Here is a 16,663-nt window from a genome sequence, read left to right as displayed (position 1 = left end):
TATTGATTGATACAGCGCTTATGCGCCACACCCCGACGTAGGCTTGGCGAAACTCACCTTGGATCAATCACTCGCGAGTTATGGAAGCATGGTGAATGTCACGGTGCTGAAATCGATAAACCGAGCTGTGGCGGGGATGCTCAGCACGCTTACCATGCCGTTCGATGCAATCAGGAGAATTGCTGTGAGGTTGTAAACCCCTCCCGCATCACCACAGATTGCCGTTACCCGTATGTCAGCTGGAGGGGTGTACGGGAGTTTGACCAGGCTAGTATTGGCGGGAACACTTGCGGGGCAATCCATAACTCCAGTCATAGAGAGCTGATCTCCGTTGATGCGGAACAGCGGTTTGAAAGTTAGGCCGTAGGTTGCTTGGATAGCAGTCGGCATCCATGCCGGCTTTATCGACCGCAGTGCGATGTCCTTTTTTGGGGCTGGGAACAGATACCCAAGGAATGATTTCGCCGCCCCCATCCCTTTGATTTCGCCACCCCAGTTGGACTGGTGGACGTTATCTTGAACCACAGGGTTCAGCGCAGAATTAGCCAGCATGCTTGGAACGACAGCCCCCATGTCCAGAAACTCCAGGAAATTTGGAATAAGTCCAAGCTCGGCAATCTTCCTTTGAAGCTTAAGACGGTATGAGGCACCACGCTCACCCAATGCACTGTTTTGCCCTGTTTGCCCGTATGCAGTAGCTTCCGTCTGGTTGTAAAACATCGCTGGCAAGCCTACCAGCAGCTTGATGTTGTAGGTCAGACATACGTTGTAGATTGTCACGATGTTGGCGATGAACGTGTCCACCGGAACGGCACCGCCGATATCGTTAATCCCCACATCGAGAAACATATAATCAAATCCGCCTAGCGCGCCGTAGTTCGTTGCACTAACAATAGCGGCCTGATTCGCGGAAGTATGACCGGGCACCGCTTGGTTCAACACATTCTTGAACTGAAGCCCGCCCACACCTGCGCAAGTTCGTAGAAAATGATTCGTCCAAGAAAACGGATTTGAGCTTGCAACTGTAGAGTCACCACAGAACACCACCCGCAACTGACGCATCCCGTAGGTTCTGCTCAAAGTCCACTTCACGGGATAGGTCAAATATACCGCACTGCCGTTGTTTACAAGGCCAGCCCCCCACCCGGCTCTAATAACGCTAGATGTAAGGTTGTCCATCCGGAACAGTTCGGAGTGATTCAGCAGAACAGAAAATGATGTTGGCGAATGGACTTTTACGCCAATCTCAGAATTCGCCATTCGGTATGCCAGCGAGCCGTTGAAAGGATCCGCGAACACAGTCGACTGAAGCGGAGAACCCTCAACAAATATCCGCAGCGAGATATCTCCACCCGCCAAGCTCTGGCTGAACAGCACCCATCCATTTTCAGTCTGAACATAAGTGCAAACACTTCCTGTCATGCCCACAGTAAGCGCCAGAGAGGCGTGAAATTCTTGACCTGGGCGAATAGAAAACGATCCTACTGTAAAGCCACTGGTTGATACGTTATTTAAGCTGGCCGTCTCGCCGTCCGTCCCTGACGGGGTAAACGAAGTGAGCGCCCCGGTGGAAATATTTACATTGTTGAAAACCATGTTCACGTTACTGTCAGTAACCAAACGTTCAACAATCGGCGATTCCCCATCACTCGCGCTAAGGGTGTAAGGCTTGCCCGAAACGACCCCGTACGCAGTGGGGCTCAGGGAATATGTGTAGTTCGCGGCAATGAATTTTATCTTTAGTTGGCGGTTAACGATCAAACCCGGGCCTACGAGGGGTGTGTTACCCCCGTTTACCGTTGCGTCAACTCCCGCATCTACATCAAGAACGTACTTAGACATATCGGTCGAGTTGGCCGTACCGGAAAAATAATACCTACCCGTTCCGCCAACGGTTCGCGGCATACAGATCGTGCAGCCATTAGGAAAGTCCGTAATTATTTTGTTTAATGCGTCAAAGCTATTGGTTCCGGAGGTTCCGTTGTAATCGTCCTTGCCTCCGTATTGCTGAATGGAAACACGCTCCAGATTCAATTGGTGCTGTGTCGTATTAACCGCATTCGCCGTAGGCTGTTTTACCGCGAGCAGGGCGTCGCCCTTCTGAGCGCTGTTGTAATCACTAAGATCCTGAACAACGTAATCAAGGTTGTCAGGCCCCTTGAAAAAGATATTCGCGGCATTGTTGATCGGGCCCTGAATAGCGCTGAGAATCGATGCAATGTATTCCCGAGACCAACGTTTTGTTGTCGCGTCCTGGTCAGCAACTGGATCGTTCAAGTTGGAAATATTGCGACCTTTGGCGTCGTAATAATTTTTCCCAAATGGCCTGAGCAGTGCGCGACTGAATAGAGAAAAACCTTGCTGAATCAGCATTGTCAGTTTATCGAATACATCCTCATGCGTTTCAGCTAGAAATTTCCCTTGATTTCTGAGCGACGTACCCTGCAAAGGATCCATTTCGCGAGACACGATAAGCTGACCCGCAGGCTTGGCTGCGCTGGTCACTACACTCCCGCCATCCTCAGTGCCAGCCCCATTAACCGTGTAATCGGTACCGTAAGTAAGAACGGACGAAACACCAAGGGTGTCGACGTACGTTACAACCAGATCTTCGTTCTCAAGAAATTTGAAGTAAAACGGAAAGTTCGTTGTGACGCCGTTAGTTGCGAACTCTGCAGCGCTGTCGATCGTGCTTACTGTCACGGTTGTGACTCCTTTTCTCTGGACGAAAAAAATCCCGCTCGGTGGCGGGATTCGGTTGGGTGGTTGCTTTCTTACTTTTTCGGAGCGCCGTGCAGCAGGGCCTTGATGAAAGCCGCCGCGTCTTCCGGGGTTTCTTCGCCGATTGCGACGTTGTAGAGGTACGAGCCCTGCCGTGTGAGGGGCTTGGTAGGGATGCCAAACAGGTAGCCCCCGGCGGTGACCACGGACTTGGCCGCGGCCCCGGCATCCTTGGTGCCGGCAACCAGGCCAGTTATGGCCGAGCCAGCCTGGCGACCCGCATTAATGGCTTGCCAGGCCGGGGACAAGGAGCCGGCGTGACCGCTAAGTGCGGCGCCCAGGGTGTCCCTGATCACCGGGAACCCGGATACACCGAAGCCGAGTGTGCTTTTCGCCATCCAAGCGGCGGTGTTCTCGTCTTCGTCCGGGCCCTTGCCGGTAAGCAGGTCGCCCACCACGCCCTGAAAGAATGCGATCGCCAACATCGTGGCGGCCGCGCTGGCTACAGTGCGTGATCCCTGCTTGGCTTCAAAAATCAGATCTCTGTTTTGGTTGTAGTAAGCCGAGAACGGGGTATAGAACATCGTCAGCAGGCGCATGGCGGCGCCTTGGTCCTTGCGTTGAATGGCGGCTATATCCATAGCGCCGGTGCCGCCCTGTGACAGTCGGACCGCGTTGTCGCCGTCAAGCGCGGCGGCGGCCGAGTCTTTGCCAGCAGCCAGCCCTTCGCGATAGCTGGCCATCCAAATGGCACCGGAAATGCCGCGATCCAGGTAACCCAGCAGGTTGAACGAGAACCGCACCAGATCGTCACGCTTGCGGAAAAACGCATTCTTGCCGATAAGGTCCGCCATGCTGGACGCCAGCCGGCCGTCCTCGGTATCCCAGCGCAGGCGCATTGCGGGGGATGCATCGGTAATCATCCGATACGTTTCCACCGGTGATCGGATACCGTCAAGAAGGCTTTGCGCCAATAGCTTGGGTTTCACGTACCGAAGCCCTGGAATCAATCCGCCGACCTGCGCCAGAAGCGTGGTACTGGACAGGCCAAGGCCTACGATGGACGTGTTCGTTCTGGCCGCGTCAAGGAATCGGTTGAAGTTGCCGGCCTCCGGCGGGTTGCGGTCATTGGCGATCGCCTTCAGCCAAGGCAGGAACGAGTCAGCACCGCGCGGCCCCAGCTTGTCGATCAGCACCGCACGGATCTGCGGGTCTTTCGTGAGCCGGTGAGCATCCTGCAGCGCTTCACGGTGCGTCAGATCGTGGATGTGCTGCGCCAAGCGCTGAGGAATAGCACTCAAGTCCAACAACAGAGGGCCGCTGACACTTTCGTTACGCTGATTTGTAAACCCGTTGGATGGCAGTGCGCCCTCGAAACCCTCGTTGAACAGCTCGCCGCCAACTGCCGCCGGCGCGCCCCTGCCCGCTTGCGGTCGTACATGATTGGGAAGTACCCGCCACGGTATTCGCCGAATGCGGTGTTGACCGGCTTCGGTTCAATACGCGGCGGCGCCACGCCAGATAGGCGCTTGTACATCGCGGCGATGTCCGGCCAGAGATTGTCGAACGAATCCCATACCGACTGCACCAGGTCCCAGTCCTGTTTTTCCAGGCGGCCCAGCATATCGGCCAGCGCAGCGTCGTTCAGCTTGTTGCCCTTGAGCAGCTTGGTACGGTTCGACTCGTTGCCGGTGTTCAGCGCGTGCATCAGGATCTCGCGGCGGTTGAACGATTTACCGGCGCTGGGGATGTAGAAGCGATCAGCCAGACGCTTCGAATCCATACCGGCGAACTTCTCAACAATGGAGCGAATGCCGTTCTTGAATAGCGTGCGCTCGTTTGCCTGCGCCTCGGCCAACGGATTCCATACCAATTCATGCCATGGCCCACTGGTGTTGCGGCCATCCAGGCGGTTGATCACGTTCTCCATGCGGGTCAACGACGCATCGATCCCGGCCAGAGCGCCAAACGCCTTGTCGGCGGTGGTCTCACTGCTTTCGGACGTGGCCACCTTGCGGGCGTCGACGGGAACGTTGTCATTGAGGGAGCGGATCAGGTCGCTACGGGCCTGCTCGTAGTCGCGCTTATCCTTGCGGTTCAGCAGTTTGTTTTTCAGTCTGGCCAGGTGCTCGATATTCACCACGGCATCGCGCACACCATTGAGCTCTTCGAAGGTCAGGTCTCGGTAGTTGACTCGGGCGCTCTGCTCGATCAGGTGTTGCGGGACGTTGACCACGTTGCCGGCAGCTTCCTGCTCGCTGACGAACTGGGCCAGGCTGCGACGGCGCTCCACCTGGGTACCGCTGACCTTGCGAAATTCGTACTGGTCCAGCAGTCCCTCGATCTGCTCCAGGTAACTGGCACCGGCCTTGCCGATGCGCTCACGGGTCGATGGCTTTTCGAAGCGCCGCATGAAGGTGTATATCTTTTCCTCTTCCTTGCGGGCAGCGGTCGCCTCACGGTACAGGTAGTGGTTCAGCAGCTCGCGCTGCTTGGCCTCGGCGGCTTCCTGCCAGCGGTTTTTGCTTGCGAAGTTGAAGGCGTCACGGTTGGCCTTACGCTCGGCGTTCAAGTACAGATGCGGCTGAATATCGCGCACCACCTTGTCGGCGATCACCTGCCGAGAGACAGCACGGACATCTTTCAACGATGGGATCGCGGTGTAGGCGTCATTGCGCAGGGTGCGGGAGTTGCCATCCTGCGCCCGCTGGACTTTCTCCAGCGACTCGTCCAAACGATTGGTCAGCGTGATGGCAAATCTGGAAGCCTTGGTGGGTTTTGAATTGCACTCCACGTTTTCCGCGATCTCAGATCGTGGCGCGGGATCTTCAGGTTCTAGGCTGGGAGCAATGCTCTCCAGCAAAGCCAGCACGCTATTGGCAGTAAAATGAAGGAGCGTCGCTTGGTTGGAAACGGCATTCTCTTGCATCAAGTCCGCGAGGCCAGCCACCACCGAGTGAAGAAGGTCCGTTGCTGCATCAAGAGACTCATGGATCGGGACACCGCCCTCGGCGCTGAACACGGCGTGATTGAGCTGCACATGGAACTCATGGCTTACAGTGAGGATAGGAGTTTTCATTGAAAACCCTCCTGGTAGCCGGCGTGCTCTACGGAAACGATGCCCGCATTGATCAAAGCCTGGGCAGCCTTGATCATGAGTCGAATGCAGTAGACGCCATTTGCATCAAGGCCATCGTCCTGCAGCTTGCTTGAAACGCTTTCGGCGGCGCCAAGGATGGCGCTCGCTTCATTGAGCGCATCGCCCACCGGGATGCCGGAAGAAACCGAGAAAAAGCACTCCCCGGCGCTATACGCTTCATGAAACTCTTGAACCCTTGTAAGCAAGGGGGCTTGCTTCGCTAGTAGGGTGGTGCTATTTTTTGGGCGCATTGATTCGTCCTCCAGGAACGAAGATTCAAAAAAGTCCATTGGCGTGGACTGGTTAAGAAGGCTCGCGAATGCGGGCCTTTTTGTTGCCTGTGATTTACCCAGGCCGCAAATGGGTGCCCGGCCAAGCCGTGATATCGTTCTGATTCCATTTGAAGCAACGGTCACCGAGATCCGGCATATGAAAATGATTCGCGCACTTCAAAAAGAGATGCTTGAACACCTCCGGGACTGCTATCCAGAAGCATCTGAGGAGGTGATGAAGCTCGGCGACCCCAAGTACTGCGCGGGAAACCTCTATTACTTGCGAGAGTTGGGATTGGTTACCCTTCTTGATAGCCAGTACACCGACCTGGGAAGAGAGATCCATTGCGCAACAATCACCGCAAGAGGTATCGACTTCATCGAGGATGACGGCGGAGTTAGCGCGATAATCGGTACCGTGACCGTTAAGCTTCATGAGGACACCCTCCGCCAGTTGATTGAGGCAAAAGTTCAGGCGTCGAACCTGCCGGCCGAGCAAAAGAGTGGGATTCTGAAAGCTCTCCGTGAAGCTCCTGGCGAGACCACAAAACAGCTGATAACGAAACTAGTGGATTTGGGCATGGAGAATGCTGGTAAAGCGATTCCGCTAATTCAAACTTTGTTACAGAGCGGCTAGCCCTGATGTTATCGGTGGCGCGCATCATGCTTCCGCTGACGTATTTCGGGTGCATGCTCACATCGTGGATAATGGTATTCCAGTATGGGAAGTTCATTGGCCAGCCCTAGCAACTCTTAGAGGACGAGCGATATTCATGTGGGCGTTGTAGCGGGCGAGGCGAACGGAAAGGGAATAGTTTGCGCGGAGTGCGGTCATGGCCAGACGGCGATGAACAAAGGCGCGAATTACGGACGGAGTGAGGGCGTGTGCCATTTGTGAAGCTCCTATCGTTGAGGAGCTGCCACTGTTCGCGGCCAAGCGAATAAGGGTGGCAGCTGTACGCGGGTTGGCCGACCGGGACGTTAGGCACCCGGCACACCCGAAGGTGTCCCACGCACAGCCGCCATAACACGAATGTGCGGACGCAAAAAAAGCGCCAGCAATCGGATGGAGGGCGCTTGTGCGCCTAACGCTGATCGACCGGCCAAGGTCGTCACTGAATTTGCAGTGACAGCCGAACTGTAGTCGTCTCGGGAAGACTTGGCAAGCGCTGAGATAGGAGTAAAGCGATTCATGATCAAGCCGCCTCGCCGCGACTATCAACAACGCAAGCATCCAGCCACGAAAAAATTTCAGCCTCAATCCATACGACGCACTTGGGGCCCAGCGACACCTGTTTTGGAAACTTGCCGACGGAAATACGCCGGTAAATCTCGGATGTGGAAAGGCTAGAGAGCTCTTTCACTTGGTTGAGCTTGATGAATTTGCGGTGCGGGATTTGATCGGTAGCGTTTGCCATCGTCTGCGCCTCCTAGGGCGTCATGGGGAACTGACGATGACAATGCTGGTGGGAGTGGAGAGTTACTGACAGTCCAGTATGCGGCGCACACCGTTCAGCTTGCGCAGCAAACTGTACAGTTTGCGTGGCAGACCGTACTTGGTCAGATCTTGCTTCTATCGTGGCTGGCTATCCAGTCATACACGGTGCGATACAGAAGCCCATCGCGCTGCGACACGATACGACTGAAGTCCGCACGGCTATTGTATTCTGCAAAATGCGTATCCCATTCGCTGAGCAAGTCAGACTTGATTTTGTTGGTATGCGCATGGCGTTTTTTTGCGCGCTCTCGAGCAACGTCCGACACTGCCCGGCTTTGGCTTTCCGAAGTAACATTCAGGGCAAAACTAGCCGACAGCTCCCCGAAAGTTCTCAGTATCAACTCATAAACTTGGAAAGCTTCCGAGATTTTTTCCTTGCTGTAGAGCCAGCATAGGAGGTCGTACTGATAGAGGAGCAGGCTGGAGGTTTGCCAATAGTCAAAGCTACGGAACGAGGCATGGACGGCAAGTACCGTCATCTTCTCAATCAATGTTTTGGCTGATGCGCGGCGAGTTGGTAGGGAGATCTCAGCGATGGCTGCGATTTTTTCTAGATCTGACTCAATGTGGTCGCCTATTTCTGCCGCCACTTGAATCGCAGGCAGTTCTCTCCATGCGTCGTTCCCATATTGCTCGAACACAGCGTCGGCCATATCTTCGAAGCATGAAGATAGGGTCTCACCGAACTGCCATGGAATATTTGCTAGCTCCGGACCTGTGTAATAGGTGAAGTCTTCAAGCTGCTCATAAACTTGCTCCAGGTCGATGTAGCGAAAATATTCGCAAAGCATCAGCACACCCTCGTAAGTGTCACAGGTGGTATTTGGGCGGCGCACAGCGCATCGACTGAATCAGCCCACTCCTGCATCATCACTCGCCGCTGCTCAACGTACTCGGCATGGTTATAAGACCTACGCACCTGACTCCCGCTGGTGTGCGATAGCTGTGCCTCGATCCAATCCGCGTTGTATCCCATCTCGTTTAAGGCTGTTGATATCGATGCGCGTATACCGTGCCCGGTGAGCCGCCCCTCGTACCCCATGCGTTTTAGTGCTGAGTTGACCGTGCCGTTACTGATCGGTTGCCGCGGATCATTGCGACCAGCGACAAGAAGGCTGTAACCGCCGGTCAACTGATGCACCCTACGCATTTCCTCGACCGCCTGCCGTGACAGTGGCACCAGATAGGGCGGCACCTCATCCTCTTTGGACTTTTTCCTCACCCTTTTTTTCAATTGCTTTACCGCGTCGGGCGGGATCGTCCATAGCCCCGCCTCCAAGTCGATCTGGTCAATCGTCGCATTACGCAACTCAGTGGTACGTACGCCCGTATACCAAAGGATCCTGATCGCGCACTTGACATAGGCAGCCGCTGTTGACGCATCAAGTTGCTTGAAGAACTCTTTCAGTTCACTGCGGAGCAACATAGGGTTGTGCCGCACTGGTGGCTCTTGTTGCGCCACGATATCCAGATCGGAAGCGGGGTTGAGTCCCAAGTAGCCGGAGACCATGCCGTAGCGGAAAATCTCATTAAGCCAGGATCGGCATTTGCGCGCTGAGTTCAGCGCACCGCGCTTTTCGATGCGGCGTAACGCAGTCAGCACATCGGCACGTGTCACATCGGCAATCGGTATTTTACCCAGCACCGGTATCAAATCCTTGTCCAGGTAGAACCGCGCCTGTGCAGAACCACCACTGGTAGACACCACCATGCGTGGCGCCTTGAACGCATGCCACTCGTTGGCCACAGCCTCAAACGTATTCAGCGCCAGGGCTGTGGCCTGATCCTTCTCGGCGCGGCGTTTTGCCCTGGGGTCTATGCCTTTGGCCACCAACGCCCGAGCTTGGTCGCGCAACTCGCGAGCTTCCTTGAGGGTTATCTCTGGATAGGTACCCAGGGAGTAACGCGGCTGCTTACCAAGCCAGGAGAATCGGAAGTGCCAGGACTTGGTGCCGTTGCGGGCGACAAATAGGGATAGGCCGCTGGCGTCCGTGAGGGAAAAGTCTTTGTCGGCCGGTTTGGCTTGGCGTACAGCGGTATCGGTGAGGGGCATTTAGTACATCACCTGAGCGAACGGATAATCGTGTGCTTAGTAATGTACTAAAAAAACGGGGTGAGTGTGGGAATAACTGGCAAGCACTGGTAAAGGAATTTCAGTCAGACCCCTTAACCTTAAGCAATACAGAGAACCAACGGTAAGACCTGATAACTTTAACCAATGCCCGAGACAGGAATCGAACCTGCGACCTTCGCGTTACGAGTGCGCTGCTCTACCGACTGAGCTACACGGGCGGTGGGCTAAAGCTAGCACCGCATCGGGCGTGCAGCAACTTGCACGCGTCAGCGGGCAATCACGCCTTGGGCCCAGAAGCGTGGTTGCAAGTAGTGGTCGTGGGTTTTCCTGTACTGCTGCTGGGCCTGGTCGATGTGCGGTACATCGCGCATCGCTATCCCGATCAGCAGACCAACGGCCAATACACTCAGCACATTCCACGCCCTCCACGCCAATGGCAGCGTTGCGGTCGCAGAGGATCGCCACACATGCAGGCCCATAAGCCAGCCGACGACCAGGGCCAACCAGACCTGGGAGTTGGGCATGACGATCACACCGTCGACCATGGACTGCACCAGCGCACCAACCAACGCCGCAAACAGGCATAACCGCACCAGGTCCGCACGTTCGCGGGACAGCGCTCGCTCGCGCAACACCGCCACCGTGGCCCACCCGCCCCGCCCCGCCAGGAACGCCACGCACAGCGCTGATGACACACCCCATTCACTGGCCCATTGCAAAACGGACTGGTGTGGATGAGCAGCGATCCCGTTGTCGATATCGGCAAAATGCATCGGACCGAAGCCAAGCCACGGGCGCTCCACGAGCATATGCCAGCCTTGCCACCAGATCGGGCCACGCCCCGACAGCGAGGTGGTGAGACGATCTGCGGCGGCATTGGACAAGTCGAGGTTCAGGTAATCCGCCAGCACCGTAAATGCCAGCCAATACAGCAATAGCCCGCCCAACACGGCGGCCAACTGCCAACCCAGCCAGCGCCGCCCCCACGGTCCGAGCACCGCCAGCACCATGCCCGCAGCCCCCATGCCCAGCCATGTACCGCGCGTGCCACCACTGATCGCGATCAGCCACCAAACGCATAGCAACGCGAACACCGCACCGCGAAGGCGGCGCGAGACAGTCGGTATCAGCAGGGGCAGTGCCAGCAGCGGCAGGGTGAACGTCTGGAACTGACCGTAGAAACGCTTGTTGGAAAACCCGGACAGCAACAGGTCGGGATCGAGCATGCGCCCGCCAGCGGTGAACGCGTTCGCGGCGGCATACAGGTATTGCGACGACTTGATCAGGCACAGCGACAGCACAATCAGGATCAACACGCGATCCAACGACTCACCCTTGAGACGGCGCAGCAGGGCAAACGCCGCGGCGATTGCTGCGCAACCGACAAACAGCGCCACTTCGGTGAACGCCCAGAGCGGCTGATGGGCCAGCGCCGAGGACACCAGGCCCAGCCCGACAATCAGCGCCAGGCCCAAGGCCGTAGGCCGGTCCACCAACCGCTCCGCCGGGACAACCGACAGCCCATACAGCACCGCACAAAAGCCGAGTGCGATTTGAATCACACGCTGCAGATCGTGCCCGCTGAACGGTGCACAAATCCCGACCGTCAGCAGACACACCGCTACCACCAGAAAAAGACTGCCACGCTGCTCTACGGTTATTGCCATCGGCTACCTCGACGCAGGGTGTAGCAGTTATGCCCCTTCAGCACCGCAGCCCTTGGCGACATATTTTGCATCAGCGTTGGTCGTGCATTTCCAACCTGTGGTTGCGCTGCGCGTCAGAGTGATGATCTTGCCCAATACCGGCGCGGGGGCGTCGAGGATTTCGCAGCTGATGGCGCCTGCGCCGCTGGTTACGTCACCCGCTACCTCGATCTTGCAGTTGGCGGTTGAGCTGGTACCACCGATCAGTGCCAATGTAGGGACGGTGCCTTCGTTGATGACGCTTTCGTACCCGGCCTTGAGCGCAGCGACTTCGGCCAGGCCGGCGGTGAACTTGGCCTTGGCCTGATGCGTGGTGTACATGGGCAGGCCGATGGTGGCCAAAATGCCGATGATTGCCACGACGATCAACAACTCGATCAAAGTAAAACCTTTCTGACGCATCACATTCACTCTCCAGAACAGAACTCATGACAAGGCGCGTCCTGCGCCCCGTAGTGTGCAACGGCGCCAGTGTACTCACCCGCAAGCGCTTGATCGCCTGCACGACGCACATTCTGACATTTTATCCGGCGCCACCGCCCGGCCCGGTGCCGTCATCTGACTAAGCTGTAAGTCTTCGACGACCTGTGTGCGGAACCGTGACATGAACAACGCTTCGACCATTTACGCCTGGGAAGGCATCAACCGCAAAGGGCGCAGGGTGTCCGGGCAAACCACCGGGCACAACCCTGCCCTGGTCAAGGCGCAACTGCGCCGGCAAGGCATCAGCCCCGGCCGAGTGCGTAAGAAAACCGCCGTGTTGCCCAGCTTCGCCCCCTCGGTCAAAGCGGCCGAAATCACCCTGCTCACACGCCAACTGGCGACACTGCTCAAAGCCGGAATCCCCCTTCTGCAAGCCTTCGACATCATCGGCGAAGGCTTCGACAATGCACCGGTTCGTGACCTGGCCCAGGGACTTAAACAGCAGATCGCCGCCGGCAGCAGCCTGGCGGAGGCACTGCGCAAACATTCGCGCTATTTCGATGACCTGTACTGCAATCTGGTGGCAGCCGGCGAACAGGCCGGCGCACTGGAAACCTTGTTGGAACGCGTGGCGGTTCACCGGGAAAAAAGCGAACAGCTCAAGGCCAGGATCAAAAAGGCCATGATCTACCCGATCGCAGTGCTGGTGGTTGCCGGCCTTGTCACGGTGGTGCTCCTGGTACATGTGGTGCCGCAGTTCCAGAGCCTGTTTGCCGGGGTCGACGGGCAACTGCCAGGCTTTACCCTGCAGGTCATCGCCCTGTCCGAGTTCATGCAGCGCGCCTGGTGGGCAGTGATGCTGGGCCTGGGCGCAGGCGTGATGGGCCTGCGCCAGACGTATCGAACTTCATCGGCTTTCCATTACTGGCTGGACGCCGGTTTGTTGAAAGCGCCGCTGGCAGGCAAACTGCTCACCAGATCGGCCGTAGCTCGCTACGCCCGCACACTTTCCACCACCTTCGCAGCCGGTGTCCCGCTGGTGCAGGCGCTGGATTCGGTGGCCGGCGCCACTGGCAGTCAGCCGTTCAAAAAGGCAATCGAACATATGCGTCGCGACGTATCCACAGGCATGCAGCTGAATCACTCCATGGCCAGCAGCGGCTTGTTCCCCGCCATGGCGATCCAGATGACAGCCATCGGCGAAGAATCGGGCACGCTGGAGCGTATGCTGGAAAAAGTCGCCAGCCACTACGAGGCCGATGTGGACAATCAGGTCGATAACCTCACCAGCCTGATGGAGCCCGTGATCATGGTGGTGCTCGGGGGCATTGTCGGCGCACTGGTCATCGCCATGTACCTACCGGTCTTCCAATTGGGGAATGCATTTTGAGCGTGCTGTTGAGTGAACATCCATTGCTTTTTGTCGCGTTGGCGGGAGTACTGGGTTTGATCGTCGGCAGTTTTCTCAACGTGCTGACGTGGCGCCTGCCAAAAATGCTCGAACGGGAATGGCGTGCCCAGGCCCATGAGGTGCTGGGATTGCCTGCCGAACCCACGGGTCCAACCTACAACCTCATGCACCCGAACTCCTGCTGCCCCCAGTGTGATCATCCGATACGCCCCTGGGAAAATATCCCGCTGTTCAGCTATCTGTTCCTGAGAGGCCGCTGCGCGCACTGCAAGGCCCCCATCAGTGCGCGCTACCCGCTCACCGAACTCGCCTGTGCGCTGGTCTCGGCGTTGGTGGCCTGGCAATTCGGCTTCGCCTGGCAAGCGGGCGCGGTCATGCTGTTGAGCTGGGGGCTGCTGGCGATGAGCCTGATCGATGCGGATCATCAGTTGCTGCCGGATGTGCTGGTGTTGCCGCTGCTGTGGCTGGGGCTGATCGTCAACGGCTTCGGATGGCTGACGACGTTGTCCGACGCCCTGTGGGGCGCGGTGATCGGCTACATGAGCCTGTGGAGTGTGTTCTGGCTGTTCAAGCTGGTCACCGGCAAGGACGGCATGGGCCACGGTGATTTCAAATTACTGGCGCTCCTCGGTGCCTGGGGTGGCTGGCAAATATTGCCGATGACGCTGCTGATGTCGTCGCTGGTGGGGGTGTTCGTCGGCTTGATCCTGATGCGCCTGCGCAGGGCCCAGGCCTCGACGCCGATGCCATTTGGTCCGTATCTGGCCATTGCCGGCTGGATTGCATTGCTCTGGGGTGGTCAAATAACCGACTTCTATTTGCTGTCTGTCGGTTTCAGATGACCACTTCTGTTGCAACTCCCTGGATTCTTGGCCTTACCGGCGGCATCGGCAGCGGTAAAAGCGCCGCAGCCCAACACTTTATCGACCTGGGTATTGACCTGGTCGACGCCGACCATGCCGCCCGCTGGGTGGTCGAACCTGGCCGGCCGGCACTGGCGCGTATCACCGAGCATTTTGGCGGCGGCGTACTGCAACCGGACGGCCAACTGGATCGCGCCGCGTTGCGCAAGCTGATCTTTGAAGTGCCCGAAGAGCGTCTGTGGCTGGAAAGCCTGTTGCACCCACTGATCGGCGAGGAAATCCGCAGCCACCTTGCGCGAGCGCGCTCGCCGTACGCGATCCTGGTGTCACCGCTGCTGATCGAGTCCGGCCAGTACAGCATGACCCAGCGCATCCTGGTGATCGATGTGCCGCAATCGCTGCAGATACAGCGTACCCTGCAGCGCGACGGCATCAGCGAGCAACAGGTGCATGCGATCCTCAAGGCCCAGTCAAGCCGCGAAGACCGCCTGAACCATGCCGATGACGTGCTGGTCAACGATAAGGACCTCGCCTGGCTGCACAGCGAGGTCGAGCGACTGCACCACTTTTACCTTACTTTGCGTGGAGGCCGATCATGAGCCAACCCTTGACCGTCGACTGCCCAACCTGCGGCGCACCCGTGGAATGGAAAGCGACCAACCTCAACCGGCCTTTCTGCTCGGACCGTTGCAAGCTCATCGACCTGGGTGCCTGGGCCGCTGAAGAACACAAGATTCCAGTGGCGCCGGACGCCGAAGACGAGCTGTTTTCCGAAGACCTGGGGCCGCGCCACTAAGGGCGCATAAAGGCATACTCCTGCTGGTCGTCGAGGTTCTCTGCAAGGTATTGCAGCTCGTCGGCCAGGTCTTCGAAACTGCGCACACCCTTGCTCTGCTGCACCACCGCGCTGAGCATCGCACGCAGCGTCAAACCTGGGTCGAAACCGATTTCCTGTGCCGCATCCTGGCTTCTGCGTAGCTCCTGCCGTGCCCACTCATACACACTCATGATCCGCGCTCCCGCTTTGCTCATAGACAATTTGGCAGAGCATGGGCCTGCTTGGCCGCAGGGCATTTGACCTGGATCAACGCGGCGAATCGTCGTCTTTCCAAGGCGCCGAGAGGTAGCGCGTGCGGTTGAAGGTCTCCAGCCATTCCGGGCAAAACACCACCAGGGCGCTGATCACCATGCCGTTGATAAAGGCCTCGGGGAAGATGATCAGCCACAGGTAGCCGACGAAATCTTCCAGCCATTGCGGCATGGCAAAACGCCCGTCGAACCACAGCAAGCCCAACCCCAGCAACAGGCAGAACAAAGCCGACAGCGCGGCGGCAAAAAAACCGGAACAGAAGATATACACAAAGGGATTGCGCGGTTGCGCTCGCTCAACCAGCAGTGCGCAGCCTTCGGTGATCAATACCGGTAGCCCGACAAACAACAGGCCGTTGACGCCCAACGCGGCCAGGTCCTGGCGCCCCGACAGCATCAAGCCCAACTGGGCGGCGAACCCACCGACGACTGCCAGGGGCCAGTCGAGCAACAGGGTCACAGCGGTCATGCCGATAAAGTGGTAGGACACGCCGGTGTCGAAATCCCGCCGCACCAACCACAGCATGAACAGCGCGAACACCGTCCCGAATAGCAAATGTTGGCGCCGCCGGTCGGCAAACACCTCGACCCAGGGCGAGCGCAGGATCGCCCAGATGAGCACCGGGGTATAAAGCAGCCAGCCGATACCGAGCGTTCCCGGCGCCAGTACTGCTGCACTGATCACGGTTGCAATCCCCCTGCACGAAAACTCACTCGACACCTCTTCGCTGGCGTTGAAGTCGAATCGTCAGTCTACACCGACCTTTTGGAGCGGGACTTCCTGCGGTCATCATTTGAGCGCTAAGCTGCAAGGATGGATGACTCAGACTACCTGCGCCTGCTCACCGTAGCGGCCGAACAAGCCAACGCCTTTCTGTCCAATGCCCGCAAATGGGAGCGTGAGCGTTGGGTCTGCCAGCGCCTGTTGCAAGGCCTGAACGTGCCTTACCGCGCTGAAGAGTTCCATGCCGCCGGGCAAGAGCCGCCGGACGTGCTGTTTCGTGATGCCAGTTTCGAAGTGTTTTTTGTGCTTGATGAAGGCCGGCGCCTCAACGATGAATGGCGCGATGAATTGCTGCGACGGCGCAGCGCCTTTTCCTTGAGCCAGTTGGTACGACGCGAAGCCAAGCCAAGACGCATCCCAGCTCACGAATTCCTGCTGCGCCTGGCGCCGACGTTGCGTAAAAAGGCGCGCAACTACAAAGAGCGCGGGATGGACCTGGGCGAGCTGGATATCGTCGCCTTCACCAGCCTCAAGCGCGAAGTGCTCGACCTCAACAGCCATTTCCCGCCCCCCACGGAATACCTGCGCCAGGGCTGGCGCTCACTGTCCCTGGTGGGGCCGACGTTTGCACGGGTGCTGTTCGCCCACCCGGACGCGCCGGATTTCTTGCGCAACAACCTGGGCCGCAGCATAGTGTTCGATGTAGGCATCAGCCTCTGATCCCTTGACTGTAACGTGGCGCC

17 protein-coding genes and 1 tRNA gene are annotated in these 16,663 nt (G+C 57.6%); 6 read left to right on the top strand and 12 right to left on the bottom strand.

The features are described from left to right. Positions 1-78: 78 nt before the first annotated feature. The 4 genes from JWR98_RS13485 to JWR98_RS13470 all read right to left on the bottom strand — a co-directional run bounded on the left by JWR98_RS13485 (position 79) and on the right by JWR98_RS13470 (position 6,150). Positions 79-2,703 (bottom strand): phage tail fiber domain-containing protein, encoded by a 2,625-nt coding sequence (locus JWR98_RS13485; protein WP_205490274.1) that lies wholly within the window; start codon positions 2,701-2,703, stop codon positions 79-81. Positions 2,704-2,774: 71 nt separating this feature from the next. Then, positions 2,775-4,022 (bottom strand): hypothetical protein, encoded by a 1,248-nt coding sequence (locus JWR98_RS13480; protein WP_205490272.1) that lies wholly within the window; start codon positions 4,020-4,022, stop codon positions 2,775-2,777. Then, positions 4,019-5,800, bottom strand: coding sequence for a hypothetical protein (locus JWR98_RS13475; protein ID WP_205490270.1), 1,782 nt, complete (start codon positions 5,798-5,800; stop codon positions 4,019-4,021). The genes JWR98_RS13480 and JWR98_RS13475 overlap by 4 nt, the downstream gene beginning before the upstream one ends. After that, positions 5,797-6,150, bottom strand: a complete 354-nt coding sequence (locus JWR98_RS13470) for a DUF3077 domain-containing protein (RefSeq protein ID WP_205490268.1) — start codon at positions 6,148-6,150, stop codon at positions 5,797-5,799. Before JWR98_RS13470 ends, JWR98_RS13475 begins: the two co-directional genes overlap by 4 nt. Before the next feature lie 4 nt (positions 6,151-6,154). On the opposite strand from JWR98_RS13470, the gene JWR98_RS13465 reads away from it, so the two are divergent. Continuing rightward, positions 6,155-6,769 (top strand): hypothetical protein, encoded by a 615-nt coding sequence (locus tag JWR98_RS13465; protein ID WP_205490266.1) that lies wholly within the window; start codon positions 6,155-6,157, stop codon positions 6,767-6,769. A 559-nt stretch (positions 6,770-7,328) separates the two neighbouring features. Here the strand turns inward: JWR98_RS13465 and JWR98_RS13460 are convergent. The 6 genes from JWR98_RS13460 to JWR98_RS13435 form a co-directional block, all read right to left on the bottom strand. Then, positions 7,329-7,550: a helix-turn-helix transcriptional regulator gene (locus JWR98_RS13460; RefSeq protein WP_205490264.1), complete on the bottom strand. Its 222-nt coding sequence runs from the start codon at positions 7,548-7,550 to the stop codon at positions 7,329-7,331. A 142-nt stretch (positions 7,551-7,692) separates the two neighbouring features. Then, on the bottom strand, positions 7,693-8,421 hold the full coding sequence (locus JWR98_RS13455; RefSeq protein WP_205490262.1) for a hypothetical protein: 729 nt from the start codon (positions 8,419-8,421) through the stop codon (positions 7,693-7,695). Next, entirely contained in the window at positions 8,421-9,683 is a 1,263-nt protein-coding gene (locus JWR98_RS13450) for a tyrosine-type recombinase/integrase (protein WP_205490260.1), read from the bottom strand. The genes JWR98_RS13455 and JWR98_RS13450 overlap by 1 nt, the downstream gene beginning before the upstream one ends. Positions 9,684-9,849: 166 nt before the next feature. Further along, positions 9,850-9,922, bottom strand: a tRNA-Thr gene (locus tag JWR98_RS13445). A 48-nt stretch (positions 9,923-9,970) separates the two neighbouring features. After that, a complete protein-coding gene (locus JWR98_RS13440; RefSeq protein WP_205490258.1) occupies positions 9,971-11,371 on the bottom strand; it encodes an O-antigen ligase family protein in 1,401 nt (466 codons plus the stop codon). A gap of 27 nt (positions 11,372-11,398) precedes the next feature. Next, positions 11,399-11,812 carry a pilin gene (locus JWR98_RS13435; RefSeq protein ID WP_205490300.1) on the bottom strand — a complete coding sequence of 138 codons (414 nt, stop codon included), beginning with the start codon at positions 11,810-11,812 and terminating at the stop codon, positions 11,399-11,401. Positions 11,813-12,014: 202 nt separating this feature from the next. Between JWR98_RS13435 and JWR98_RS13430 the strand changes: the two genes are divergently transcribed. Genes JWR98_RS13430 through yacG form a run of 4 tightly spaced genes read left to right on the top strand, consistent with a single transcriptional unit; the run spans position 12,015 to position 14,903 of the window. After that, positions 12,015-13,223, top strand: coding sequence for a type II secretion system F family protein (locus JWR98_RS13430; RefSeq protein ID WP_205490256.1), 1,209 nt, complete (start codon positions 12,015-12,017; stop codon positions 13,221-13,223). Further along, the gene (locus JWR98_RS13425; protein WP_205490254.1) at positions 13,220-14,086 is read left to right on the top strand and encodes a prepilin peptidase; all 867 of its coding nucleotides are present in this window, start codon (positions 13,220-13,222) and stop codon (positions 14,084-14,086) included. The genes JWR98_RS13430 and JWR98_RS13425 overlap by 4 nt, the downstream gene beginning before the upstream one ends. Further along, a complete protein-coding gene (coaE, locus tag JWR98_RS13420; protein WP_078731514.1) occupies positions 14,083-14,706 on the top strand; it encodes a dephospho-CoA kinase in 624 nt (207 codons plus the stop codon). The genes JWR98_RS13425 and coaE overlap by 4 nt, the downstream gene beginning before the upstream one ends. Further along, positions 14,703-14,903 (top strand): DNA gyrase inhibitor YacG, encoded by a 201-nt coding sequence (gene yacG / locus JWR98_RS13415; protein ID WP_078731513.1) that lies wholly within the window; start codon positions 14,703-14,705, stop codon positions 14,901-14,903. The genes coaE and yacG overlap by 4 nt, the downstream gene beginning before the upstream one ends. Here the strand turns inward: yacG and JWR98_RS13410 are convergent. Together JWR98_RS13410 and JWR98_RS13405 are read right to left on the bottom strand one after the other, a co-directional pair. Beyond that, positions 14,900-15,115, bottom strand: a complete 216-nt coding sequence (locus JWR98_RS13410) for a hypothetical protein (RefSeq protein ID WP_003171680.1) — start codon at positions 15,113-15,115, stop codon at positions 14,900-14,902. The genes yacG and JWR98_RS13410 overlap by 4 nt on opposite strands. 76 nt (positions 15,116-15,191) lie before the next feature. Then, complete coding sequence (locus tag JWR98_RS13405; RefSeq protein ID WP_078731512.1) at positions 15,192-15,881, bottom strand: energy-coupling factor ABC transporter permease; 690 nt, start codon at positions 15,879-15,881, stop codon at positions 15,192-15,194. Between the two features lie 129 nt (positions 15,882-16,010). Here JWR98_RS13405 and JWR98_RS13400 point away from each other — a divergent pair, with 129 nt between their 5' ends. Continuing rightward, on the top strand, positions 16,011-16,640 hold the full coding sequence (locus JWR98_RS13400; protein WP_078731511.1) for a DUF1780 domain-containing protein: 630 nt from the start codon (positions 16,011-16,013) through the stop codon (positions 16,638-16,640). Positions 16,641-16,663 lie beyond the last annotated feature (23 nt).

Source organism: Pseudomonas lactucae, assembly GCF_016937615.1.
Lineage (GTDB): Bacteria > Pseudomonadota > Gammaproteobacteria > Pseudomonadales > Pseudomonadaceae > Aquipseudomonas > Aquipseudomonas lactucae.
The sequence above is the reverse complement of the archived record's forward strand: the minus strand, read 5'-3'. Positions and strand labels throughout refer to the sequence as shown.